The organism is Roseburia sp. OM02-15, from assembly GCF_003481835.1.
In the GTDB taxonomy this organism is placed as follows: Bacteria; Bacillota; Clostridia; order Lachnospirales; family Lachnospiraceae; genus Eubacterium_I; species Eubacterium_I ramulus_A.
The window spans coordinates 79,917-106,306 of the sequence record NZ_QULX01000005.1 but is presented as its reverse complement, the minus strand read 5'-3'; the positions used below and the strand labels follow the sequence as shown (position 1 = coordinate 106,306).

Annotated in this window: 18 protein-coding genes and 3 tRNA genes; 19 read left to right on the top strand and 2 right to left on the bottom strand. The window is 43.4% G+C overall.

Annotation, left to right across the window (positions count from 1 at the left end):
* The first annotated feature begins 15 nt into the window (after positions 1 to 15).
* The 10 genes from DXB15_RS06625 (at position 16) to pyk (ending at position 9,621) form a co-directional block, all read left to right on the top strand.
* Positions 16 to 879 (top strand): 4Fe-4S binding protein, encoded by an 864-nt coding sequence (locus DXB15_RS06625; protein ID WP_109215458.1) that lies wholly within the window; start codon positions 16 to 18, stop codon positions 877 to 879.
* Positions 872 to 1,117 carry a sulfurtransferase TusA family protein gene (locus tag DXB15_RS06620; RefSeq protein WP_109215457.1) on the top strand — a complete coding sequence of 82 codons (246 nt, stop codon included), beginning with the start codon at positions 872 to 874 and terminating at the stop codon, positions 1,115 to 1,117. Before DXB15_RS06625 ends, DXB15_RS06620 begins: the two co-directional genes overlap by 8 nt.
* 4 nt (positions 1,118 to 1,121) lie before the next feature.
* Positions 1,122 to 1,442, top strand: coding sequence for a thioredoxin family protein (locus tag DXB15_RS06615; protein ID WP_118702388.1), 321 nt, complete (start codon positions 1,122 to 1,124; stop codon positions 1,440 to 1,442).
* A 353-nt stretch (positions 1,443 to 1,795) separates the two neighbouring features.
* Entirely contained in the window at positions 1,796 to 2,002 is a 207-nt protein-coding gene (thiS, locus tag DXB15_RS06610) for a sulfur carrier protein ThiS (RefSeq protein WP_109217007.1), read from the top strand.
* Positions 2,002 to 2,808 carry a HesA/MoeB/ThiF family protein gene (locus tag DXB15_RS06605; protein ID WP_118702387.1) on the top strand — a complete coding sequence of 269 codons (807 nt, stop codon included), beginning with the start codon at positions 2,002 to 2,004 and terminating at the stop codon, positions 2,806 to 2,808. Before thiS ends, DXB15_RS06605 begins: the two co-directional genes overlap by 1 nt.
* Positions 2,809 to 3,225, top strand: coding sequence for a M67 family metallopeptidase (locus tag DXB15_RS06600; RefSeq protein ID WP_109217009.1), 417 nt, complete (start codon positions 2,809 to 2,811; stop codon positions 3,223 to 3,225).
* Between the two features lie 449 nt (positions 3,226 to 3,674).
* Positions 3,675 to 4,751 (top strand): LacI family DNA-binding transcriptional regulator, encoded by a 1,077-nt coding sequence (locus tag DXB15_RS06595; protein ID WP_118702386.1) that lies wholly within the window; start codon positions 3,675 to 3,677, stop codon positions 4,749 to 4,751.
* Between the two features lie 171 nt (positions 4,752 to 4,922).
* Positions 4,923 to 6,641: a S1C family serine protease gene (locus DXB15_RS06590; RefSeq protein ID WP_158582203.1), complete on the top strand. Its 1,719-nt coding sequence runs from the start codon at positions 4,923 to 4,925 to the stop codon at positions 6,639 to 6,641.
* A gap of 180 nt (positions 6,642 to 6,821) precedes the next feature.
* A complete protein-coding gene (gene arcC, locus DXB15_RS06585) occupies positions 6,822 to 7,754 on the top strand; it encodes a carbamate kinase (RefSeq protein WP_109216459.1) in 933 nt (310 codons plus the stop codon).
* Between the two features lie 115 nt (positions 7,755 to 7,869).
* Positions 7,870 to 9,621, top strand: a complete 1,752-nt coding sequence (gene pyk, locus DXB15_RS06580) for a pyruvate kinase (RefSeq protein ID WP_109216463.1) — start codon at positions 7,870 to 7,872, stop codon at positions 9,619 to 9,621.
* 343 nt (positions 9,622 to 9,964) lie between these two features.
* Here pyk and DXB15_RS06575 read toward each other — a convergent pair whose 3' ends face one another.
* Both DXB15_RS06575 and DXB15_RS06570 read right to left on the bottom strand, forming a co-directional pair.
* Positions 9,965 to 11,074, bottom strand: a complete 1,110-nt coding sequence (locus DXB15_RS06575) for a phosphotransferase enzyme family protein (RefSeq protein WP_109216458.1) — start codon at positions 11,072 to 11,074, stop codon at positions 9,965 to 9,967.
* Positions 11,075 to 11,182: 108 nt separating this feature from the next.
* The gene (locus DXB15_RS06570; protein ID WP_109216457.1) at positions 11,183 to 12,103 is read right to left on the bottom strand and encodes a nucleotidyltransferase family protein; all 921 of its coding nucleotides are present in this window, start codon (positions 12,101 to 12,103) and stop codon (positions 11,183 to 11,185) included.
* A 272-nt stretch (positions 12,104 to 12,375) separates the two neighbouring features.
* Between DXB15_RS06570 and nagA the strand changes: the two genes are divergently transcribed.
* From nagA to DXB15_RS06525, 9 genes are all read left to right on the top strand, one after another.
* Positions 12,376 to 13,533 carry an N-acetylglucosamine-6-phosphate deacetylase gene (nagA, locus tag DXB15_RS06565; protein WP_118702385.1) on the top strand — a complete coding sequence of 386 codons (1,158 nt, stop codon included), beginning with the start codon at positions 12,376 to 12,378 and terminating at the stop codon, positions 13,531 to 13,533.
* Positions 13,534 to 13,589: 56 nt separating this feature from the next.
* A complete protein-coding gene (nagB, locus tag DXB15_RS06560) occupies positions 13,590 to 14,321 on the top strand; it encodes a glucosamine-6-phosphate deaminase (protein WP_109216455.1) in 732 nt (243 codons plus the stop codon).
* A gap of 60 nt (positions 14,322 to 14,381) precedes the next feature.
* Positions 14,382 to 14,463: transfer RNA gene (locus DXB15_RS06555), tRNA-Tyr, on the top strand.
* Positions 14,464 to 14,772: 309 nt separating this feature from the next.
* Positions 14,773 to 22,017 (top strand): YDG domain-containing protein, encoded by a 7,245-nt coding sequence (locus DXB15_RS06550; protein WP_118702384.1) that lies wholly within the window; start codon positions 14,773 to 14,775, stop codon positions 22,015 to 22,017.
* Positions 22,018 to 22,131: 114 nt separating this feature from the next.
* Positions 22,132 to 22,572 carry an MOSC domain-containing protein gene (locus DXB15_RS06545; protein WP_109216453.1) on the top strand — a complete coding sequence of 147 codons (441 nt, stop codon included), beginning with the start codon at positions 22,132 to 22,134 and terminating at the stop codon, positions 22,570 to 22,572.
* Positions 22,573 to 22,958: 386 nt separating this feature from the next.
* The gene (gene ppk1 / locus DXB15_RS06540) at positions 22,959 to 25,004 is read left to right on the top strand and encodes a polyphosphate kinase 1 (RefSeq protein ID WP_109216462.1); all 2,046 of its coding nucleotides are present in this window, start codon (positions 22,959 to 22,961) and stop codon (positions 25,002 to 25,004) included.
* Between the two features lie 195 nt (positions 25,005 to 25,199).
* Positions 25,200 to 25,272: transfer RNA gene (locus DXB15_RS06535), tRNA-Phe, on the top strand.
* Between the two features lie 88 nt (positions 25,273 to 25,360).
* Positions 25,361 to 25,431, top strand: a tRNA-Gly gene (locus DXB15_RS06530).
* 299 nt (positions 25,432 to 25,730) lie between these two features.
* A complete protein-coding gene (locus tag DXB15_RS06525; RefSeq protein ID WP_118702383.1) occupies positions 25,731 to 26,297 on the top strand; it encodes a TetR/AcrR family transcriptional regulator C-terminal domain-containing protein in 567 nt (188 codons plus the stop codon).
* Positions 26,298 to 26,390 lie beyond the last annotated feature (93 nt).

Sequence of the window (26,390 nt, the reverse complement as noted above, 5' to 3'; positions counted from 1 at the left end):
AAAAGGAGAAATGTCATGGCAGTTGATTACGCAACCTTAAAAAAAGGCGGTTTTATGCGCCAGAAACAGAAAAATAATTTTTCCCTGAGAATCCGTGTCGTTGGCGGAACCCTGACGGCAAAACAGCTGGCAGTGGTTTCAGAAGTTGCAGAGACTTACGGAAAAGGATATGTACATCTCACCTCCCGTCAGGGAGTGGAGATTCCATTTATCAAATTAGAGCAGATTGACGAAGTAAAAGACGCACTGGCAAAAGGTGGCGTTGTTCCGGGTGTCTGCGGACCGCGTGTCCGTACCGTAACAGCCTGTCAGGGCGCTGCGGTCTGTCCGAGCGGATGTATCGATACCTACGCGCTGGCACAGGAGCTGGATGCGAGATATTTTGGTCACGATCTGCCGCATAAATTCAAATTCGGTGTCACCGGATGTCAGAACAACTGCTTAAAAGCAGAAGAAAACGATGTGGGAATCAAAGGTGCGATTCGCGTAAACTGGATTCCGGATGCATGTATTCAGTGTGGCGTCTGTGTGAAAGCCTGTCGTACTGAGGCAATTACGTTAGAGGACGGCAAGATTACGGTAGATGAATCCAAATGTAATTATTGTGGACGATGTACAAAATCATGTCCGACCAGTGCATACGAGGAGACACACGGATATATCGTATCTTTCGGTGGAACCTTCGGAAATCACGTCCATAAAGGAAATGTGATCATTCCGTTTATCGAAGATCATGACAAATTAATGAAAGTCTGTGACGCAGCCATCGATTTCTTCGCAGACCATGCAAATGCAGGGGAGCGTTTTAAATTCACCATTGACCGCGTCGGCGCAGACAAATTTGAACAGGCAATCAGGGAGGCATATGAAAATGAGTGAGATACAGTTTGATGATCAGGTAGATATCACAGATGTGGTATGCCCGGTAACATTTGTAAAAGCAAAAGTAGCATTAGAGGAACTGGACGACGGAGAAATTCTTGCAGTCCGCATGAATGACGGCGAGCCGGTGCAGAATGTGCCACGCAGCATCAAAGAGGAAGGACATCAGATCCTGAAATTGCTGGATAACGAAGATGGCACTTATACACTTTTTGTGAAAAAAGTGGAGGAGTAAGAAAATGGCAGAACGAATCAGTCAGGATAATTTTGATACAAAGATTTTGCAGGCAGAAGGTGTGGCCGTCGCAGATTTTTATTCCGACAGCTGTGTTCCGTGCAAACGGATTTCACCATTGCTTGCAGATCTGGAAGAAGCACACGACAATGTGTATGTGGGAAAAGTAAACATTGCTTATGACAGAGATCTGGCAGAAAAATACCAGGTGGCATCTACACCGACGCTTATCTTTTTCAAAAATGGAGCAGAAGTGAAACGGCTACACGGTATAGTGAAAAAAGCAGAGTTGGAAGAAGCAGTTGCAGAAGCTGCTGAAAAATAGAAGCACATAAGCGGTAAAATTCAAGTCGAACGCACGTGAGACTTGGTGCGTGATTCTGGTCAGCGAAAGCTGACATATTCTTCTCAGAATCACTGCACTCTACACTCCGTTCCGGTCGGCGCAAAACCATTGTCTCCCAGACAATGGGCGCCCCCGCGGAGCGTTTATCTCAGTCGGAGATTGTACTCCCACTGAGAAAGACTTGTTATTACTCACCACTTGCAGAAGTGGGAGTCTTCTCGACTGAGATAAAAGCTATCCAAAAAGCAGCAGTTGAACTGTAAAGATAAAAGCTATAAAAATAACAACAGTTGAGCTATAAAAATAAAGTTGTGAAAAGTGAGGACAAAAACATGAAATTAAACGTAGCAGGAGAAAACAAAGAATACAAAGAGGGACTGACTGTCAAAGAACTGATCGCACTGGAAAACGTAGAGACACCAGAGTATGTAACAGTTTCTCTGAACGATGAATTTGTAGATCAGGGCGCTTTTGAGTCTACTACATTAAAAGATGGCGATGTTGTTGAGTTCATCTACTTCATGGGAGGTGGAAAATAATGGCATTCAGTAACGAGCAGCTTGAGCGTTACTCCCGTCATATCATTTTGAAGGAAGTAGGCGCCAAAGGACAGAAAAAACTGCTGAACGCAAAGGTTCTGATCATCGGAGCCGGCGGACTTGGTGCACCTTGTGCCATGTATCTGGCAGCAGCCGGTGTGGGAACCATTGGTATCGCAGATGCGGATGAGGTAGATCTCTCCAACCTGCAGAGACAGATCATCCACAGTACCGATGATCTGGGAAAAGCAAAAGTACAGTCTGCAAAAGAGACTATGAATCATCTGAACCCGGATGTAAACGTGATTACTTATCGTACTTTTGTTACTTCTGAGAACATTATGGATCTGATCAAGGATTATGATTTTATCATTGACGGAACAGATAACTTCCCGGCAAAATTTCTGATCAATGATGCCTGTGTTATGGCGAAAAAACCATTTTGCCATGCAGGAATCATCCGTTTCAAAGGTCAGCTTATGACCTATGTACCGGGAGAAGGTCCGTGTTACCGTTGTGTATTCAAAAATCCACCGCCAAAGGATGCTGTTCCGACCTGTAAACAGGCAGGTGTCATCGGAGCCATGGGCGGTGTCATCGGAAGCCTGCAGGCTATGGAAGCCATCAAGTACATTCTGGGACAGGGCAAACTCCTGATCGGAAGTCTTCTGACTTACGATGCGTTGGATATGGAATTCCGCAAGATAAAATTACCGAAAAATACATGCAACTGTCCGGTTTGCGGTGATCATCCGACCATCACAAAATTAATTGATTACGAACAGGCAGAATGTGAGGGAATTTAAATGCAGATCAAATTAGCACAGAGTGATTTTGATACGATGGTGGACTGGGCAAAAGAACATCTGCCGGAGGAGAGCTGTGGACTGCTGGGCGGTACAAAAGACGGTGATGTCCGTACCGTAAAAAAAGTGTACTATCTGACAAATATTGATCACACCAACGAGCATTTTTCCATGGATCCGAAGGAACAGTTGAAAGCCATCAAGGACATGCGTGTCAACGGACTGACACCGCTTGGGAACTGGCATTCTCATCCGGAGACACCGGCGCGTCCGTCTCAGGAAGATATCCGTCTGGCTTATGACAGTACAGCGTCTTACCTGATCTTGTCTTTGATGGATGCTGAGCATCCGGTGTTACATGCATTTACAATTGTGGACGGCACACCGACAAAGGACGAGATCGTATACGAAGCATAATTTTATAGTTACAGTTCACTCATCACATGTATTCAGGTAATGATCATGCTTGCATGAGGAATTAGCTGGATACATAGTGATGAAGGGAGCGCCTTTTTATGAGCAAAAGTAGTAGCGAAGCTGCGGGGGAGCCCGAAAGGGCGTTTTGCGAATGGCGCGTGTGAACTGTAACAGTTTATAAATTAGGGTGTAAAATTACAATAACAGGTAGTTTTACACCCTGTTTGTATATCAGATGGGAGCTAATCCCCCATCTGATATAGCCTCCGGCAGGATTACAGAGGTGCGCAGTTGAAGTATGTCATGCAATTGCATGACGCGCACCTCGCAACAAGAATGCCGGAGCATTCTTGAATATACTTGGTAAAAATAAGTTGTTGTAGTAAAATCCAAAGATACAGAAGGAATCATATCATGTATATTGGAACGAATAATGAGGAATAAATGATATGTCAATCAAAGAAATTGCAAAACGGGCAAATGTTTCTCCGGCGACGGTATCCCGTGTCTTGAACAATCCGGATTATAACTGTTCTTCCCCGGAAGTGCGTGAGCGCATACGAAAAGCTGCCATGGAGCTGAATTATGTGCCGAACGAGGCAGCCCGTCGTTTGAAACAGGGAAAAAATGAAAAGACAGAGAAAACATATTACATTAATGTACTGATCACACGTACCGATGGTGCAAACGTGGATCCGTTTTTTGATGCACTGCTGCGTGTGATTGAGACAGAAATCCACAGAAGTAACTGCATTTTGTCAAATATCTGGTATCGTTCCATTTTCTCTGATGACAAGCGTTGTGCACGGGAGAGCATCAAAACAATTGTGGAACAGATGCAGCAAGAGGCGGTACAAAAAGCAGACGGTCTGATTGTGATTGGAAAATGCAATAAAGAAGCTCTGCTGGAGATGAAGCAGCACTATCACAGTGTTGTGTGCGTGAATCGCAATGCTACAAGCGGGATTACGGATGAGGTGGTCTGTGATGGGCGCAAAATCGCGCAGATGGCAGTGGAATATCTGATCGGTCTGGGACATCAGAAAATCGGGTATGTGGGCGCCTGTGGAACCAATGCACGTTATCAGGGGTATTTACAGACATTGCGGGAGCATGACATTGAAGTAGAACCGGAATTTATCATGAAGACAAGACAGACAGAAGTGGAAGGCTTCAAAATGATGGAGCGTCTGCTGGAGTCAGAGGAACGTCCAACTGCTATTTACTGTGCCAATGATATTTCCGCGGTGGGTATGCTAAAATGCATGGCAAATAATAAAAAGTGCGGATATACGCCATCCATTATCGGAAATGACGATATTGAGGCGGCGCAGGATACAAAGCCGATGCTGACAACCGTGCGTCTGCCAAGAGATGAGATGGGAAAATTTGCCATGTACCTGTTATTAGATCATTTGCGGGGCGGACATCGTTCCGCGGTGAAAATGGAACTGGAAGGACAGCTTCTGATTCGAAACAGCTGTATCCGGGTGAACGACAGCAGTTGGAGTGACTACTGCATTTAGCCCACAGTTAATCTGTGTAGAATTTTTCTATTCTATATACGAGCATGTTTAGGTAAACAGGAGTATTGGCACGAAAGAACGTGGATTTCACAATTCTTTCACAATATCAACAAAATTTTACTACAATTATCAGATATGATATACTCATCAAAGATGAGGAGGCAGAAAGAAATGCTTGAGAATGAAGAAAATAAAATGAACACAGAAAATAATGAATCAGAAGTAAAAAATGATAGTAATATAGAAAATACAGAAAGTAAAAAAACAACAGAGGAGATGTTTGAGGAATCCGATTTCGTGACACCGCCACAGGAGAGCGAACCGGAGCGGTCAGCATCTTCTGCACAGGAGACTGTTACAGCAGAGACAGCAAAGGCAGAGAACAGTTCCTCCGCTGCTCAGGAAACAGGAGCAACAGAGAGCACTTCTGACAGTCATATCAAAGGAACAGAAGGTGCTTCCCAGTACCGTTATTCCTACATCCAGAATCATAAAAAACAGGATCAGGTGAATGGTGATCAGCATAACGATCATCAGGAGACATCAAAGCAGAAAAGAAAACACAAACGCAGCATGAACCTGTATGCAAAAGTAATCTGCTGTGCAATTCTGTTCGGTGCAATTTCCGGTGGTATGGTACTGGGATCTTTCATGATCGGAAAAAATGCAGTAAAGACAACTGCTTCTTCTACCACATTAGAAACGAACGCTGCAAAACTGAGCACAAGCTCCGGCAGCAAGAACGGTTCATCCAGTTCTTCTGGAGATACTTATACTGTAGCTCAGATTGCAGAACAGTGTAAATCTTCTGTTGTAGCAATTACCAACCAGAGTGTACAGGAAGTACAGACTATGTTTGGAACGATGCAGCAGCAGAGTACAGGAAGTGGTTCCGGTGTTATTATCGGAAAGAATGATACAGAACTTCTGATCGCGACAAACAATCATGTAGTATCCGGTGCGGAGTCTCTGACCGTATGCTTTAACGATGATAAAGACGCTGTATTTGATGCAAAAATTAAAGGAACAGACGCAGATAATGATCTGGCAGTCATTGCAATCAAGCTCTCTGATATCAGTGAGGATGTATTAAACAGCATTTCCGTCGCAACACTTGGTGATTCCACCCAGATGGAGGTCGGTGATCAGGTCGTTGCTATCGGTAACGCACTTGGTTTTGGTCAGTCCGTTACTTCCGGTGTTATCAGCGCATTAGACCGTGAGGTTACGATTGATGATACAACTGCAACACTGATGCAGACAGATGCAGCCATCAACCCAGGTAACAGTGGCGGAGCTCTGTTTAACATGAAAGGTGAGGTCATCGGTATCAACAGTGCAAAATATGCCAGCGATCAAGTAGAGGGCATGGGATTTGCAATTCCGATGGCAAAAGCACAGGGTATCATTGAAAACCTGATGAATCAGGAGACCAGAGATAAACTGACCAGTGATTATGGTTTCTTAAATATTACCGGACAGGATGTATCTTCCGATGTTGCTGAGATGTATGGCATTCCAGAGGGTGTTTATGTCAGCGGAACCACAGACGGTGGTGCAGCAGCCAATGCCGGTATCCAGAAAGGCGATATCATCACAAAACTGGGTAACACAACCATTACTTCTATTTCACAGTTAAAAGAAGAATTACAGTATTATAAAGCCGGAGAAACCGTTGAGATTACACTTCAGAGAAATACCGACAACAAGGGATATCAGGAGCAGACCGTAAAAGTTACACTGGATAACGCTTCTGAACAGTCCAATACAACAAGCCAGAGCGACAGCAGTCAGTCCCAGTCCGGTACACAGACCGTTCCGGGTTATGGCAGTGACGGCAGCAGCAACGGAAACAGCAGTATCGAGGACTTCTTTAACAGCATGAGATAAAATTGTAAGAGAAAGACGATGATTCAGACACAGTTCTGAATGATTGGGAAATTCTGTAGAACAGAACGCATTGTGGGTGTAGAATCCCCCAATGCGTTTTTTCATTTTTGCTTTACGCTGTCTTTATCTTGTGATAAAATGAACAAAACAGACTTTTACAAAGTATTGGAGGCAGTTGAGATGAAGAAAAAAAGAATTGCAATTGCACTTGGACATGACGCACTGGGAACAACGCTTCCAGAGCAGAAAGAAGCAACCCGCCGCGCAGCAAAGGCGATTGCCGATCTGATACAGGACGATTGTCAGGTAGTAATTACACACAGTAACGGACCACAGGTTGGAATGATCCATACCGCGATGTCTGAGTTCCACAGACTGTATACAGACTATACCGCGACACCAATGTCTGTATGCTCAGCCATGAGTCAGGGATATATCGGATACGATCTGCAGAATGCAATCCGCACAGAATTAATGAACCGCGGCGTATATCGTACCGTTTCCACACTTCTGACACAGGTAGTGGTAGATCCTTACGATGAAGCTTTTTACAAACCGAGCAAGATCATCGGTCGTGTCATGACAGAGGAAGAAGCAGAGGAAGAAGAGAAGAAAGGTAACCATGTCGTTAAAACTGAGGACGGTTACCGCAGAATCGTTGCTGCACCGAATCCAATGCAGATTGTAGAGCTTGATGCTGTCAATGCTTTGATGGATGCTGATCAGGTAGTCATTGCTGCCGGCGGTGGCGGAATCCCGGTACTGGAGCAGGGCACAACCTTAAAAGGTGCCAGCGCAGTCATTGAGAAAGATTTGATCGCAGGTCTTCTGGCAGATGGTGTAGAGGCAGACATGCTGATCATCCTGACCGGAGAAGAATGTGTATACAAAAACTATGGCACGGACAAGCAGGAGCCAATCCGTGAAATGACCTGTGCACAGGCACAGAAATATATGGCAGAGAGAGAATTTGGTGAGGGAACCATGCAGCCGAAGATTGAGACGGCACTCTTTTATATTGGCGATTATGCGACACGCCAGGTGCTGATTACGAAATTGGGGAGTATCGAAGCAGCCATGGCAGGTCAGACAGGCACAATTATAAAGAAATAAAAACGAGAAAAAGGGGATAATGCATGATAAAGAGTGTATTATCCCTTTTACAATTTGTATTATGCATGAAAAATCATTTGATTTTCAGAAGTTACAGGAAAGGAATCGTGTATTTATGAAAGAAATCCGTAAAACCAAAATTGTCTGCACACTTGGACCATCTACAGATAAAGGTGATGTACTTCGCCAGTTAATGCTGGAAGGAATGAACGTTGCGCGTTTCAATTTCTCCCATGGTTCTCATGAGGAACAGAAAGGTCGTTTGGAAAAATTGGTTGCATTGCGAAAGGAGTTAAATCTTCCGGTAGCAGCACTGTTAGACACCAAAGGACCAGAGATCCGTTTAAAAGAGCTGAAAGGTGGCAAAGCAGAACTGAAAGAAGGACAGCTTTTTACCCTGGCACTTGGTGATTTCGTGGGCGATGCAAGCCGCGTTGCCATTACTTACGAAGATCTGCATAATGATGTGCACGTTGGCGATCGTATTCTGATTGATGACGGTCTGATCGAGATGAAAGTCATTCGTCTGGATGGAACCGATATTGTGTGTGAAGTTGTAAATGGTGGTATGATTTCCAATAAAAAAGGTGTCAATGTACCGAATGTAGAGCTGTCCATGCCGTTTATCAGTGAGACAGATTATAACGATATCGTGTTTGGTATTGAAAATGGCTTTGATTTTATCGCAGCTTCCTTTACAAGAACCGCAGATGATATTCTCCAGATCCGTAAAATTCTGGATGAGCATGACTGCAAGAGCATCAATATCATTGCAAAAATTGAGAACAAACAGGGTGTGGATAACATTGATGAGATCATCCGCGTATCCGACGGTATCATGGTAGCCCGTGGTGACATGGGTGTTGAGATTCCGATGGAGGATGTTCCGGTTATTCAGAAAATCCTGATCGAAAAAGTATACAAAGCAGGAAAACAGGTTATCACAGCAACACAGATGCTGGATTCCATGATGAAACATCCGCGCCCAACCCGTGCAGAGGCTACAGACGTTGCAAATGCTGTTTATGACGGAACCAGTGCGATCATGCTTTCCGGTGAGACCGCTGCCGGCGATTATCCGGTAGAAGCATTACAGACTATGGTAAAAATCGCATCCCGTACCGAGCAGGATATCAACTATATGTCCCGCCTGAAAAAACGTGGCATTCTGACCAATCCGGATATTACAAATGCGATCGCACATGCAACCTGCACTACAGCGATGGATCTGAATGCATCTGCGATCATTACCGTATCCAATTCCGGACGTACGGCACGTATGGTATCCAAATACCGCCCGGCTTGCCCAATCATTGGATGCTCCGTAAACGAAGACGTATGCAGAAAACTGAATATGTCCTGGGGTGTGACTCCATTATTGGTAGAATTAAAACATAATTCCGATGAATTATTTGACCATGCGGTAGATAAAGCAGAAGAAATGGGACTGATCGAGCAGGGCGAGATCGTTGTTCTGACAGCAGGTGTACCGCTTGGTATTTCCGGAACAACTAATATGATCAAAGTGCATGTGGCAGGTCATATTCTGATGCAGGGAAAAGGTCTGACAGATAAAAGTGCAGCTGCAAACCTCTGTGTTATCTCATCTCCGGAGGAATTAAAAGAGAAATTTAAAGAGGGTGACATCATTGTTGCCAGAGATACTTCCAATGAGATGATGGAACAGATCCGTCTGGCATCCGGTCTGATCATTGAAAATGATAGTGCGGATTGCCATGGGGCGATTGCTGGATTGAGCCTTGATCTTCCGGTATTGATCGGGGCAGAAAATGCAACACAGATTTTGAAATCCGGTGCGTTTGTGACATTGGATGGTAAAAAAGGAATCGTAAGCTGTAACAATTAGTTTCCTTTGTGGCTGAAATTTAGGGTAATGAAAGGGGTCTGGGTTTATTTTGTCTCCGCAGCTAACAATCGCTTGCTGAGAAAAAATAAACCCAGACCCCATTTACGATTGAGGCATAACCTTAAATTGGTTTCAACCAGGACACGGCAAAAACTAAGCAAAAAACTAATTTAAAATTTCACAGCGTAAATTGAGAACCCAGCCAATTTTTTCTTGGCGAGCGATTGTTAGCCGCAAAGAAAAAATTGGCTGGGTTCGTATTATAAAATGAAAAATTAAACATATTTGCGCACGACTAGCGATTGCGGAAGGAGTCTTTGATTTCGTTTTATATGTTTAAAATTTATTTAGAATACTTGGATACGATATTATTCATTTCTGACCAGCATGCCTCCATGTCGCGCACAAGTTTAAACTGTGTCCGTGCACGATCCAGATTCTGTCCCGGGCGATGAATCGCAAAATAATGATCGCCTTCCAGATAATCGGTCAGAAAGCGCATACCACATTCCAGTGTCATGAGTTTTGCACCCCATGGCAGTGTCTCAATTTCCAACGGAGTCAGGGCATTTCCGGCAACTTCCAGAAATCCCTTTGTATATGCTTCAAATAATTCCAGTGAGAAATTTACCTTGCTAAGATCCGGTTCGTCTTCTGCACTGTGATTTGCACCAAAACGAATAGAATCGCCGTAATCGTTGGCTGCAAGTCCCGGCATAACGGTATCCAGATCGATGATACAAAGTGCATCATTCGTATCCGCATCCAGAAGGATGTTATTGAGCTTGGTATCGTTGTGGGTAACGCGCAGTGGCAGTTTTCCGGCAGCAAGCAGATCGGTCATATAGGAGCAGTCTGCTTCGTGATCCAGTACAAATGCAATATCATCAGAAATATCAGCTGCACGGTGCAGCACATCTGCTTTCAATGCTTCCTTGAATTTGCGCAGACGATCCGGTGTATTATGAAAATTCGGAATTGTCTCATGCAGGCTGGAGGCATCGTAGTCTGCCAGATTTTTCTGGAACTGACCAAATGCACGGGCAGAAGTATAGAAATCTTCGGTATTTCTACACTGTTGCAGACAGATTGTATTTTCTACAAAATTGTATACACGCCATGCACCACCGGTGGAATCAGTATAATAAGAACTGCCGGTTTTGGTCGGAACGATGGACATTGTCTCACGGGAGACATCACCGCCGCGTTTGCTGATCAGATCTCTCAGATAAGAAGTAACGCCACAGATGTTTTCCATCAGTGATTTCGGATCTGTAAAAATGTCCGTGTTGATCCGTTGCAGGATATATCTGGTCACGGTTTTTCCATTGACAGTAACTAAATATGTATTATTGATATGACCTTCGCCATATGAATTATAGGATAAAGTACCTTCCCCCCAAGCGTAGGCAGAAAGGACTTCCTGAAAAATTTCAGGTGAAATAGTTGCCATAATTGTTTCTCCTTTATATGAATTTAACGGATAAGATGCAGCCAGAACAAACAGTATTTTATCCGACAGCAATCTTTTAGATTAAATATGCAGATGAAAGAAAAGTGCTTAGTTCCATAATGGTGATGGATATAAGCCTTCCTCTGCTTTCTGAGCCAGAGCTTTTACAATTCCAGGTTTGTCTTCACGATAAGTTACACCATACCATTTGTCCGGGCTTTTCAGAACTTTGACAGTTGCTTTGCCTTCATCCAGAAGCTGACTGACAACAGATGGAAGGAAGTACTCACCTTTTAATGGATTGGAAACCATTGCGTCATCTAAAAATGCAGGGAAGCGCAGTTTTGCCTCTTTGATAAAGCTCTCACTGAATCCCCATAAGTTCATGGAAACGGTGGTATCGCCGTCGATATCATGCCAGGTTTCCCCTTTGTCCTCTGTGAAACGAATGCCATTTTCGTACTGTTCGATCTGTGTGTGCTCTACAACACTGACCAGATTGGAATCAGCATCTGTAGTGCAGACACCGCGGGCAACAGAACCATTTTCGGTAACGGTATTTTTTAACTGGTAGCCTACCATGCAGTAACGATATTTGTCATCATCAGCATGTGTGGATAAGTAATCATAGATGATCTGGAAACAGGTTGTTCCATAGTAATCGTCTGCGTTGATAACTGCAAATGGAGCATCGATCAGATCACGGGCTGCAAGAATTGCATGGCAGGTTCCCCACGGTTTTTCACGTCCTTCCGGAACAGTATAGCCCTCCGGCAGATCATCCAGATCCTGGTATGCATAAGCAACTTCCATATATTTGGAAACATGATTTCCAATAGTCTCTTTAAATGGGTCTTCTATAGAATGCTTGATGATGAAAATAACTTTTTCAAAACCGGCACGACGTGCATCGTAGAGAGAATAGTCCATAATGACTTCACCATGGCTTCCGACAGGATCCATCTGTTTTAATCCACCATAGCGGCTTCCCATTCCGGCTGCCATTACAACTAATACAGGCTTTTTCATCTTAATCTCCTCCTTATATAAAAACAAAAAATATAAATATAGTTTACATCTTATTTATTATACGGTTTCAGGATGAGAAAAGCAACGGTAAATACGGAAGAAATGAAAGTGAAATGTGGTTAAATCAGAAGAAAAAAAGGCTTGTATTTGGCTGCAAAAAGAGGGAAAATATTCATGTCGGGATGAAATAGAAATCAGCCGATGATGAAGAAATAGTGGATGAAATTGGAATAAATTGAGATAGAGAATGATGGCACAGGAGATGATTGTTTATGAAACTTATAAATGGAAGTGTATTTCTGCCGGATGGCAAATTTTCCAATGCAGATGTGGTCTGTTCAGAAAAGATTCTGGATGTGACAGAGAGAGCAGGTTGTGATATAAGAACTGATATCCAACAGGAAAATGGTGCAGATACAGACTGTGGATCAGTTTTGGATGTTTCTGGAAAATATGTGATTCCGGGACTGGTGGATATTCATTCCCATGGTGCAGTAAATGCCGATGCCAGTGACGGAGACGCAGAAGGATTACGGAAAATGTCCCGTTACTATGCGCAGAAAGGTGTGACAAGCTGGTGCCCGACAACGATGACACTGTCGGAGGAGCAGCTGTTGACCGCAATGCATGCCATCCGGGATTTTACATCAGATGGGGCAAACTGTGTGGGTGTGCACTTGGAAGGACCTTTTGTTTCTTATGAAAAAAGAGGTGCACAGAATGCAGCTTATTTGCAGAAACCGAACATAGAAGAACTGAAAAAATTAAATGATGCCAGTGGCGGACAGGTGCGGATGATCACGATTGCACCGGAGGAAGATGAAAACAATGCATTTATCCGGGAAGCAAGTCAGATCTGCACGGTGTCTCTGGGACATTCTGTGGCAGATTATGAACAGGCAAAGGCGGCATTTGAGGCGGGAGCGACACATGTAACCCATATGTTTAATGGCATGAATGGTCTGCATCACCGCAAGCCGGGCATTATCGGAGCCGCTTTTGATGCAGGTGCAACGGTGGAGCTGATCTGTGACGGTTTTCACATTGATCCGTCGGTGATTCGCATGACAGCAGCATTATTTGGCGATAAGCTGAATCTGATTTCTGATTCCATGCGCTGCGCAGGAATGCCGGAGGGTGAATATTCTTTAGGTGGACAGCCAGTGTGGATGAAAGCTGGAAAAGCGACATTGGCAGATGGAACGCTGGCAGGTTCTTCCATTCATCTGATGGATGCGGTGAGAAATGTGGTTCGTTTTGGAGTTCCGCTGGAGCAGGCGATTCGGGCAGCGACACTGACACCGGCAGAATCCATCGGACTGGCACAGGAGATCGGATGTATCCGACGGGGAGCCAGAGCGGATCTGCTGATTCTGGATAAAGAGCTGAATCTGGAAAACGTAATCATTGGCGGACAGATCTGGCAGTAACAGCTAAAACAAAAAGATAGTGTCAAATGACCTAACAAAAAGAGGAGGGTATTACAATGAAAATAATCAGAGCAAAAGACTATGATCAGATGAGCAGAAAGGCAGCAAATATTATTTCAGCACAGGTAATTATGAAACCGGATTGTGTACTTGGACTGGCAACCGGAAGCAGTCCACTTGGTATTTATCGCCAGCTCATTGATTGGTACAACAAAGGAGATGTAGATTTTTCGGAATGTTATTCTGTTAATCTGGATGAATATGTGGGACTGGATATTACCAGCGATCAGAGTTATGTGTACTTTATGCACCACAATTTCTTTGATTCCATCAATATCCGCGCGGATCATACGTTTATCCCGAATGGAAAAAATACAGACATTGCGGCAGAATGCGAGCGTTATGACAAACAGATCGCATCTTTAGGTGGTATTGATCTGCAGCTTCTTGGCATCGGACGCAACGGTCATATCGGATTTAATGAGCCGGATCGTGTATTTACAAAAGGAACACACTGTGTCAGTCTGGCAGAGTCAACCATCGAAGCAAATAAGCGTTTCTTTGACAGTATTGACGATGTACCGCGCCAGGCACTGACCATGGGAATCTGTGACATCATTCAGGCGAAAAAAGTTGTGCTGGTGGCATCCGGAGAGGACAAAGCGGATGCGGTTCAGAAAGCTTTCTTCGGACCGGTAACACCGGAAGTACCTGCATCGATCCTGCAGTTACATCCGAACTTCACACTGGTGGCAGATGAGGAAGCATTAAAAAAAGTACTTGCATGAGCGCAAAGAACGTGATATAGTAAACAGCGGAATGAGCACTGATTGTTCGTTTCGCTAAATGGGTGGATTCCCGAGTGGCCAAAGGGGACAGACTGTAAATCTGCTGGCGATGCCTTCGAAGGTTCGAATCCTTCTCCGCCCATTACCTAAGGACTTCTTAATGGAGTCCTTTTTTCGTGCAAAGATATAAAGCAGAGAAATCTTCGGTGAGAAACCAAAACGGTTCGAATCCTTCTCCGCCCATTGTATTAAGGACTTCTTAGAAAAAGAGAAGTCCTTTTTTTGCGTCCTTTTTTGAAAAATACGGGGGCACTATGTCGTTCATGTCGAAATAATGTCATTTCATGTCAAAGCTGTGTTTTTTGAATTTTTTTGTTGTAAAATGAGGTCAGAATGTAATGCTTTTCGTAATGGTTTGGCAACATGAATACAACAGGAGGAGAAAGAGCATATGAAAAAGATTATGACAGCAAACAAAAAAGTGTTGAGCCTGATTCTTGCGTTGACGATGTGTGTGACGATGCTGATGCCGTTATCTGCGACAGCTGTGGCAGCAGATAATACATCAACCAGTAATGATACGTCAGCACAAAGTACAGCAGCAGTCAGCACAACGACAGCTGACAGAAAGGCAATCAACCTTGGATCAGATGTCATTCATGGCTATGACAGTACAAACAATAGCTATGACCATGTATATTATGGAGTCCGGGACGGCAAAGGGGTGAAATGGCGCGTTCTGGATGATGAAACGCTGGATGAAAAAGATGGATTTTTCTTACTGGCAGAAAACAGTATAGCAGTAATTCCGTTTATCAACTATTGTACGGTAGGATCGTTGAATAACAGAAAAAATAACTGCTGGGTTTATGCGAATACAAAACGCCACAATGAGTGGATGAACAGTAGTGCACGGGTATGGTGCCGTTCTTTTACAGAACAGATCACATCCGGTACGACACTGGGGTTCCCATCCGATCTTCATACGATTACGGCAAATTCTTATAACAGAAATAAGGCAGCCTACGATGCGAACTATAATACGTTTTCTGACCGGGAAAAAGCAACGATTCTGTCAACAACGAAGTCAGATAAGAATTACCTGCCCGCTGGACAGTCATGGTTTTTCCGTAGCATTAATCTAAGTGGTGAAAAAGTATTTTTCCTGTCTGCATCGGAAGCTACAGATGCAAAGTATGGTTTTGATCAGGATGCAAACCGGAAAGATGCGAAAAAGAGATGGATGACACGTTCCCCTGCTACACAGGATCTTGTTTATAACAGTGATATGGGAAATTCCAATTTGGGATTCCATGGATTGAACGATTCGTCACTGGCTGTTATTTTCCAGGATGGATACATTTCTGACGGTCGTATCTATTCAGCAGTCCTTGACCGCTTAGGTCAGGAAAATCATGTTGTTGTGGAATATTATACAATGTATACCAATGATTTTGATGCGCGTCCGGCAATGAATATCAGCAAAGACAATATCCTGTTTACCTCTGTTGCAGATGGCAGTCTGGAAACAGGATTCAGCCCGATTGCAGATTACAGTGGCAGTGACTGGAAACTGACATTGAAAACAAATGATGCGTTTGATGCAGAACTGAGCAATACCAATCTTTCAGAGGATGGTATTACAGTTACACATCCGGCATTGAACAGTTTCAGTACTGCTTATAATAAAGTGACAGCGATGCTGACAAACAGCAATGGTGAAATTGTGGCTTATGGAGCATTGGATACGGCAGATACTTCTGCTACGACCAGCACACTTCCTTTTCCGGATGGCTTGAGAGAAGGAAAATATACATTGACACTCCAGGCAGAACAGTGGAATGGTGCAAACAAGACAAACTATGCTTCTGATTGTGTGACAAAAGAAATCAGTGTGGCAAAAGCACATAGTCATGATGGACATAAGTTTACCATGATTTCTTCGGAAGAAGAACTGGCAGCTATGACAGAGGACAGTTATGGCTTCCTGATCGCAGATGTGACTGTAGATCCGGACAAAGTTTATATCGGTCATCTGTGCCTGAATGGATTTGATGTAAAAGGAACGATGAAGGTACAGAATTTTGCATTGTATGATGACGATGCAGACAGTTTCGGTACATTGGAAAACGGACTGCATGTTGTGGATGGTACATTGACTCTGCATGGTGGCAACATAAACGGAGATGAGAATGGTTATGCTGTGACGGCGGAAGATCAAACAACGATCGCACTTCCTGGAGTTATGAACTTGAATGGAACAATGGCAGCTGTTTATCTGAAAGATGGCGCACAGATCAGTGCAAAGGGAATTGCCCGACCAACAAACCGCTATACGGTGAAACTGGAAAGTGAAACCGGAGTTTTCTGCACGGACTGGAATGAGGAACTGGATGCAAAACGTTATTTTTCCGGTGCAGATGGTACGCATGTTGTACAGAATGATGATACACTGACATTGGCAGAAAATGTACATAATACTTCTGCACATCCGGTATGTGGTGCCGTGTGCACAGATGAGGACAGCCATCCGGTTATCACAGAATGGACAAAATTTACCGGAAAAGAAACAGAGCTTACCAGTGGAAATTATTATCTGGATGATGATATTATACTGGATCATGCGATTGCAATCAGAGGCGATGTAAACCTCTGCCTGAATGGAAAAATGCTCCTTGTGGAAGAACAGCCGGGACAGTTTTATAAGGATGCGATGTATGTACATCGCGGGATGAGTTTGAATATCTGTGACTGCAGTCAGGACCAGACAGGAAAAATCTGTGGTGCGGAGAACGTTGGAAATGTTCGCTGTGTTGCAATTGGAAATAATGCGGAATGCAACCTGTATGGTGGAACTTTAAGTAACGCAAACTGGGTAGTAAACCCTGAGCAGGATGCTGTATTTCGTATGTACGGTGGAACAATCAGTGACGCTGATTTGGGTGTGTACAATTTTGGAAATATGTACATGTATGGTGGTACGATTAAAAGATGTAGAATCGGTATCTTAGGTTATGCACAAACAGAATTGTATCCAGATAGTTTGATTACAGATTGTACATATGGTACAGATTTGGGAGGATCAAACAGGAGTGCAAAACTGGGAGGTACGATCCGAAATTGTGATATTGGTTTTACCAGTGGTACTTTGCAGGAGACCGGTGTGGTAGAAAACTGTAGAATTGGTGGCGAACGTTATGTTGAGCTTCTTCCGGGCAGTATCATTCGTAACTGTACCGAATATGGTTTGTATGCAAGAGGAGCTGTCATGAGCGGTGGAACGATTACCGGCTGTGGTGTTGGTATCTATCTGGATCCTAACAAATACGGTGCCGAACAGTCATTACTTGTTTCAGGTTCTCCGGTGATTTCTGGAAATAAACAGGCAAACGTAGCTGTTTATTCTAAATTGAACAGCGAAGGTAAGTCAGAGAAAAATGTACAGGCAATCTATGTTGATGAGGACGGATTATCGGAGGCAGCAGAGATTCCGGTTCGTGTCATTACAAAAGATGGTGATTTTGATAGTTATGCTACAGATAGCTCAGCAGTATATACATTTTCCGGAAAATATCCTGCAAAGGATTACAGTAAATATTTCCAGAGTGATGTAGACAGCAGCATTGTTGTGTATGATAAGGAGACACAGCAGCTTGCAATTGCACCGTTAAATATCGGAACACCGGCGACAGATCGTGATCTGTGTCTGCTTCGTTACGATGCAAATGGTGGCAGTGGTTCCATGAATCTGGATCAGCTGGAAGACAGTCAGCTGATTGACGGTGAATGGTATGTTCATTTTAATACTGCAACCAATGGAGATGGACGTCTGCATGCAAATCAGTTTACTGCGCCGGAAGGAAAGAAATTTGTCGGATGGAATACAGAGGCGGACGGTAGTGGAATTACTTATACAGACCAGGCCGTATTCCGTATGATTTCTACCGCATCAGATGATGTAAATGGCAGCGATAAACAGATGGTACTGTATGCACAGTGGGAAGATCTTCCAAGAGTCACTGTTTCCTTGGATGCAAATGGTGGTGCAGTTGAACCGAATGATAAAACTGTGATTTATACAGGTACCTACGGTGAATTACCGGTTCCGACACGGGAAGGCTATGATTTCGAAGGTTGGTTTACACAGAAAGAGGATGGCGAAAAAGTCGAAGATACAACCGTAGTTGCTACAACAGAAGAACATACACTTTATGCACATTGGACGATTCAGGTATACGATGTGACATTATCTTCCGGTGAGGGTTATACTGCAACAGGTGCTACATCAGCAGAATATAGCAGCAATTATGAGTTTGAAGTTCAGATTGCAAAAGGATATTCCAGAACACAGAATTACAGGGTGCTTGTCAATGGCAGTGAAGTGACAGCAGCATCCAGTAAAGATGATTGTGATAAGTTCCAGATTCAGAATGTAAAAGGTGCCATGAGTATCGTGGTAGAAGGCGTGGCAGATATTACCCCGCCGGAAGCAGAACTTACAATTGGAACCAGCAAATATAACGCTTTTATGAATCGTGTAACGTTTGGTTTGTTCTTTAAAAAGACACAGACTGTTCATGTGACGGCAAGTGATCTGGGCAGCGGTCTGAAGTCTGTGGAATACCTTTTAGCTGACCAGGCATTTGAGGAGAAAGATGCAGTCAGTGGTGATTGGTCAAAACTGAATGTTCAGAACGGAAATACAAGTTTTAACATCGATGCAAATAAGAAAGCATTTGTTTATGTTCGGGTGAGTGACGAGAGTGGCAATGTACAGATCATTAATTCTGACGGTGTGGTTGTATATACGGATGCAGAAGCAATCACAGAGGCGATGAATTTTACAAGACTGAGTCAGGATGATGTACAGTTTGCGGTTCAGTTGAATGGCAATGAGGTAAAAAATCTGTATCTTGGAGATCAGTTGATCGACAGTCAGTATTATTCTGTATCAAAAGATGGTGAGATTACACTGAAAAACAGCTATTTGTCCGGACTGGCAGCAGGTGAATACACCGTTCGTGTGACTTATGATCCGTTGGGAGAAACTTATACAGCGGGTGATGAGCCGGCAATGACATCTGCAAAATTAGTAGTTGCAAAGGCAGAACGGACGATTGATTATAAAGCTGTTGATACAACTTATAACGGAAAAACGTATGCAGGTCTGACTTATGAGAACAGACCGCAGGCAACTGTGATCGAATACAAGGTGAAAGGTGCAGCAGACGATACTTATACGAAAGATGTACCGATGAATGCAGGTTCCTATACGGTGCGCATTTCCACACCTGAGGATGCAGATTATAATGCAAAACAGGTGAGCGGTGCCTTTACGATCAAACCGAAACAGGTAACGATTAACGGAACCACTGTTGAGACAACAAAAGTTTATGATGGAACAACGGAAGCGCGTCTTGTAGAAACAGGTACGTTATCAGACAATTATGATGGTAAAAATCTTGTGATTGTGGCAGGAAAGGCTTCTTATGAGAACAAAAACGTTGGTCCGGATAAGCAGGTAACGTTTACCGGATTTGCACTGGATGGTTCCGCGGCAGCAAACTATGTATTGAATGGTCAGCCGGAGAGTACCACGGCAGATATTACCGCAAAAGAGCTGACGATCACTGGACTGAAAGTAAAGGATAAACAGTACGATGGCAAAAAGAATGCTGAAATCGATAGAATGCCGGCATTGGCAGGTGTTGTAACTGGTGACAATGTACAGCTTGTAAATGGTATCCCAACTTTTGACAGTGAGAAAGCGGGCAAAGATATCGCAATTCATTTTACAGACTTTGTTCTATTTGGAGATGATGAGGTAGTCGCTAATTACAGACTGACGCAGCCGTCCGGTATGACAGCATCCATTCTGGAGTATGTGAGTGATGGCAGTGAATACAGTGTAAATTCCAATGACTGGATCAATACAGAGTTTGTTGTGACAGCAAAAGAAGGTTATGCACTGAGCCGTACAGATCTGGCAGATGGCGAATGGACCGATCAGTTAAGCGAACAGGAAGAGACCCAAAATGGAACCATTACTTTCTATGTAAAAAATACAGTGACAGGTGTGATCTCTACAGCTGTAACAGAAAATTATAAAATTGATAAAACCATTCCGGTAGGTGAGGCAAAATTGAATGGACGAAATGCGTTCCAGACGATCTTAAGCAAAATTACCTTTGGTTTATTCTTTAATGAAGATGTAACAGTAGAATTGAGTGCCAGCGATGATGCTTCCGGTATAAAATCTGTTATGTATTACAAAGCAGATCATCAGCTTACAGAGGAAGAAGTTCAGGCAATTGCTGACTGGACGGAATACAGTGAACTGAAGATGGAAGCAAAGGATATGGAACAGTTTATCATCTATGTTCGTATGGAAGACAATGCTGGTAATGTATCCTATATCGGTTCCGATGGTGCGATCTTTGATACAACAGCACCTGAGATTACTGGTGTGGAGAATGGAAAAACATACTATGTGACAAAGAAATTTACGATAAGTGATCAGAATCTTGCATCAATTACTGTAAATGGTGAAACTGTGGACGGAACTGTTACATTAGAGGGTGATACAGAGACTACTTATGTGATCTGCGCAACAGATAAAGCCGGAAATGTAACAGAGTATACAATCGTGATGAAACCGATTTCTTCTATTACAGATACAATTACAGAGATCACAGTGGATAATGCAAAGTCCAGTGATACAGAAGTGATTAGAGATGTGAGAGATCAGCTTCGTGATGTTACAGAAGCATTTGATGAGGAGGAATCTACAGAGGCAGAGTGGGATAAATTACAGGATGCTCTGACAAACTGTGAGGAATTGGAAAATCGAATTGCAGCGGCAAAAGATGCGTCAGAAAAATCTGAAATTACAGAGGTAAAAGAGATTACCGATGAGACTGTAAAAGTGGAAGATGAAGATGCACTGAAAGATGCAGAAAAAGCATTAGAGGAAGCGTTAAAAGATTATGATGGCAATTATACAGAGAGCGAGCGCGAGGAACTTGAGAAACAGCTTGAGAACGTAAAGGATGCGCTGACTGCAATTGACAATGCAAAGAAAGCTACAGAAGAGATCGAACAGCTTCCAAATGTGGATGATCTGAAACACAGCGACAAGGAAAGCGTAGACCGTGTGAAAGAGATTTACGACAATCTGACTGAAAATGAAAAGTCTATGCTGGAGGAAGATACACGCAGTAAGATGAACAGTCTTGTAAAACAGATGGAAGAACTTGAGAAAATTTCCTATGCACCGTCTATTATTGAAGGCGCAGGACAGATCTGGAAAGCAGGATCTGATACAAATGCAAAATTCCGCAGCAATGCTGAATTTGAAGAATTTGTAAAAGTACTGGTGGATGGTAAAGTATTAGATGCCAGCAAGTATACTGTTTCGGCAGGAAGTACCGTTGTGGAACTGAAGGCAGATTATCTGAATACTCTCTCCGCAGGAGAGCATACCCTCAGTATCGTATCCGAAAATGGAACGGCGTCGACGATGTTTACTATTGAGAAGAAAGCTGCGTTGGATAATGCGAAAAATACATCTGTAAACAGTCCGAAGACCGGTGACAGCAATGGCTTTATCTGGTGGTTTGTGGTACTCTTTGCGGGTGTTGGCATGATGATCATCACACTGGCAGTACATGAAAAAAAGAAAAGATCTATGAAATAAAGTGAATTGTTAAAACGAGGCAGTGGAACAGTCGATTTATCCGACTGTTCCACTTTTTTTTCTGCGAAAAAGATGATAGAATAGAATTTATCAAAAGGGATAGGAGTATCAGCAATGGGAATTATTAAAGGGATATGTATCAGTGAAAAAAGAGGAACACAAAAGCATGAAGTTTCTGAGGCAAAGCTGATTGCCGACTGGGGCATCGAAAATGATGCACATGCCGGACACTGGCATCGTCAGGTGAGCCTGCTTTCACTGGAAAAAATAGAGGCATTCCGTGCCAGAGGCGTGGAGGTGGAGTTTGGAGCATTCGGAGAGAATCTGATCGTGGATGGTTATGATTTCCGCAATCTTCCGGTAGGAACCAGATTCCGCTGCAATGACGTTCTGCTGGAGATGACGCAGATCGGAAAGGAATGTCACAGCCACTGTGAGATCTACAAAGTAGTAGGAGACTGTATCATGCCGCGGGAAGGCGTGTTTGCAAAAGTATTACAGGGCGGAACCATCAAAGTTGGGGATGAACTGGTGATGGAAGAAACTGGAGAGTAAAGCGTATCACAGAAATTGTTATCTGTATGCACAAGGCAGTTGTGATATGGGAATTTTACGTCGATTTTACATGAAATTTATACGCTGATGATAGTGGCAGAGTCCAAAAAGAAATAGTATAAAAGATACGCAGGGATTTTGCAGAGCATAAGTGGAAGCACAAGAGGATAAAATAAGATATGAGTAGAATTTCAAATATAATACGGGGGTTATTTGGAAGAAAGCCCGTACATCAACAGAATAAGAGCACTGCCTCACAGATGGGACGTGCAACCGCACCGAAATCTGAAAAAATGATTCAAAAGATGCCTGTGAAAACAATGAGAAAAGAGGAATCAGCTATGAAGACACAGGACACGCAAGTACAGGTAACAGAAGCACAGACAATGAGGAGTGGGGAACATATGGTACATTCATGTTATGACAACCGAGAGTTATCCTGGTTAAAATTTAATACCAGAGTATTGGAGGAAGCAGAAGATCTGGCGAACCCGTTTTGTGAGCGGTTATCGTTTGCATCGATTTTTCAGAGCAATCTGGACGAATTTTTCATGGTTCGTGTCGGTTCTCTGTATGATCAGATGCTGGTGTCAAAGGACATTCGGGACAATAAGACAAATATGACCTGTCAGGAGCAGCTGAATGCGATCTTTGAACAGATAAAACTGCTGACACAGCGTAAGGATGCAGCCTATGCGAATCTGAAAGAAGGTCTGGAGACTTATGGCGTAGAGATCTGCAGTTATGCAGAACTGGAAAAACAGGATGTGGAATTTCTGGATGCTTATTTTGAGCATGAAGTGCGTCCGTTATTATCTCCGCAGATCATCGGAAAGAAACAACCGTTTCCGTTTTTGAAAAGTAAAGATATTTATGCAGTCGTTGTATTAGAGAAAAAGAAACGGGACAAGCTTGGAATCGTTCCATGTAATGTAGACGTATTTCCACGCCTGATCCGGATTCCGGGACATGAGAACCGTTTTATGCTGCGGGAAGAAGTGATCCTTCATTACATGCCGCTTATTTTTGACCGGTATCATATCAAAAGTAAATCACTGATCCGTATTATCCGAAACGCAGACATCGATCCGGATGAGGAAATGTACGATGATGATACCGATTTCCGTCAGGTTATGGAGCAGCTGGTCAGCCGTAGGCGTAAATTATGTCCGATCAAACTGGAGTATACCCGTCTGATGGATGAGTCTGTGCTGGATACGTTGTGTGGTTATCTGGATCTGAAGAAAAAACATATCTTCCATTCGGAGGCACCGTTGGATCTGTCTTTCTTCTCCAAGATCCGCGATCTTCTGAGAAACAAAAAAGAGCTGTTTTATCCGAAATATACACCACAGCTCCCGGCAGATATCAATATGTCTGAGAGTATTATGAAGCAGATTGAGGAAAAAGACCGTTTCCTGTTTTTTCCATACGACAGTATACAGCCGTTTTTGCGTATGCTGAATGAGGCAGCGGAAGATCCGGAAGTTGTTTCTATTAAAATGACGTTGTATCGTGTGGCAAATGACAGTAAGGTCGTTGAGGCGCTGATCAATGCGGCAGAAAATGGCAAGGAAGTAGTTGCTTTGGTCGAGTTGCGTGCACGATTTGATGAAGAAAATAACATTGAGTGGTCCAGACGCCTGGAAGATGCAGGATGCCGGATTTTATACGGATTGGATAAGCTGAAAGTTCATTCGAAATTATGTCTGATCACGAAAAAGACTGAGGGACATATTTCCTATATCACACAGATCGGAACCGGAAACTATAACGAGAAGACCGCAAAATTGTATACGGATTTCTCTTTGATGACAGCACACCAGGGAATTGGTGAGGAATCGAACGAAGTGTTCCGGAAATTGTGTCTTGGTCAGGTGATGAAAGAGACAAAATATCTGATGGTAGCACCGAAGTGCCTGCGTAACAAGATCCTTGATAAGATGGATATCCAGATTGCCCGGGCAAAACGCGGAGAGGCGGCTTACATCGGTGCCAAGATGAATTCTCTGACAGATAAACGTATTATTGAAAAATTAATGGAAGCATCGCAGGCGGGTGTGGACGTTGAACTGGTGGTACGTGGAAGCTGCTGCCTGATCGCAGGTGTTCCGGGTGTTACAGACAATATCACGGTTCGGAGTATCGTAGGTCGTTACTTAGAGCATTCCAGAATTTATATCTTCGGAAATGATGATGTCTATATTGCTTCTGCAGATTTCATGACAAGAAATACGACACGTCGTGTTGAGGTAGCGACACCGATCTATGATGAAGATATCAAGAAACGTGTCCTGCATATTTTCAATGTGTTGATGTCTGATAATGTAAAAGCAAGAGTACAGATGGCAGATGGACAGTATGTACATGCTGTTCAGACCGGCGAACCGGTGAATGCACAGAAATGCTTTGAATCAGCGGAAAATCGCTAGAATAAGGTGGAATTGGTTAACGCAAAATCTATGATATAAATGGATTCCGGCAATACATGTGCAATGACACGAATAATTTTCTGTTTGCATATGTATTGGCAGGAATCTCATTGATAAGTGGTAGATTTTATGAATATACGGGAGAACTATAGCTTGACAGAAATAAAAAAGTAAGATAGAATAAACAAGTCAATTGCCCAGTTAGCTCAGTTGGTAGAGCAGAGGACTGAAAATCCTCGTGTCTCTGGTTCGATTCCGGAACTGGGCATTGAAAAATAAAAAAGTTGTTGACATCGATATGTGATTGTGATAATATACTACCTGTCGATGAGATGACGCAACAAAATATTGTACATGCGGGTGTAGTTCAATGGTAGAACACCAGCCTTCCAAGCTGGATACGTGGGTTCGATTCCCATCACCCGCTTTTTTGTTACCCAAAAATAAATTCAGGGTGAACGTATGCGGGAATGGAAGTGTGGATTTCGTTTGTGTAAGCGGATGATTTTTGAGAAGAAGTTATATCAGATGGGAGATGACTCCCACCTCTATAGGTGGTGAGAAACAAGCTAGTATCAGTGGTGGGAGCCAATCCGCCATCTGATATAGCCTCCGGCAGGATTACAGAGGTGCGCAGTTGAAGTATGTCATGCAATTGCATGACGCGCACCTCGCAACAAGAATGCCGGAGCATTCTTGAATTATACTTTTGTGGGGGAAATCAATATGAATGATGGGCAGAAAATATCAGTGGATGCAGCGTTGGCGCAGAGTTTCAAGCAGCTGGCTTGCGAACATCCGGTGGAAAAGATTACGATCAAGCAGATCACAGATGGGGCAGGGGTGATCCGCCCGACATTTTATCATCATTTCAGCGATAAGTATGGCTTGCTGGAGTGGATTCTGGTGCAGGAGATTCTGCTTCCGATCCAGCCTCTGGTGGAAAATGGAATGATCAACGAGGCGATGTTGATCATTTTTGCCAAAATGCAGAAGGAAAAAGAGTTCTATATGTGCGTTGGCAGAATGGAAGGGCAGAATTCCTTTCGTGAGATGGTAGAAACTGGCATCCGTTCGCTTCTTACCGGTATGATCGAGGAGAAGATGAAAGGAAAAACGGTAAAAAATCAGTGGTTGACGCCGGAACGGATCGCGGCTTATTATTCCCAGACGATGACGTATATCATTATGACGTGGATCGAGAGTGGTATGGAGATCTCACCGGAAGAACTGGTGGAAGTATATGGTTTTATGATCACCCGTTCTCTGGCAGATGTACTTGCGGATATGTAAGGAACAGGTATGAGCGGTATTAACGGAGCTGATCCGGACAAAATGCTATTTGGAAGATCAGTGAGAGACGTTTCCTTTGTATTATGATACGAT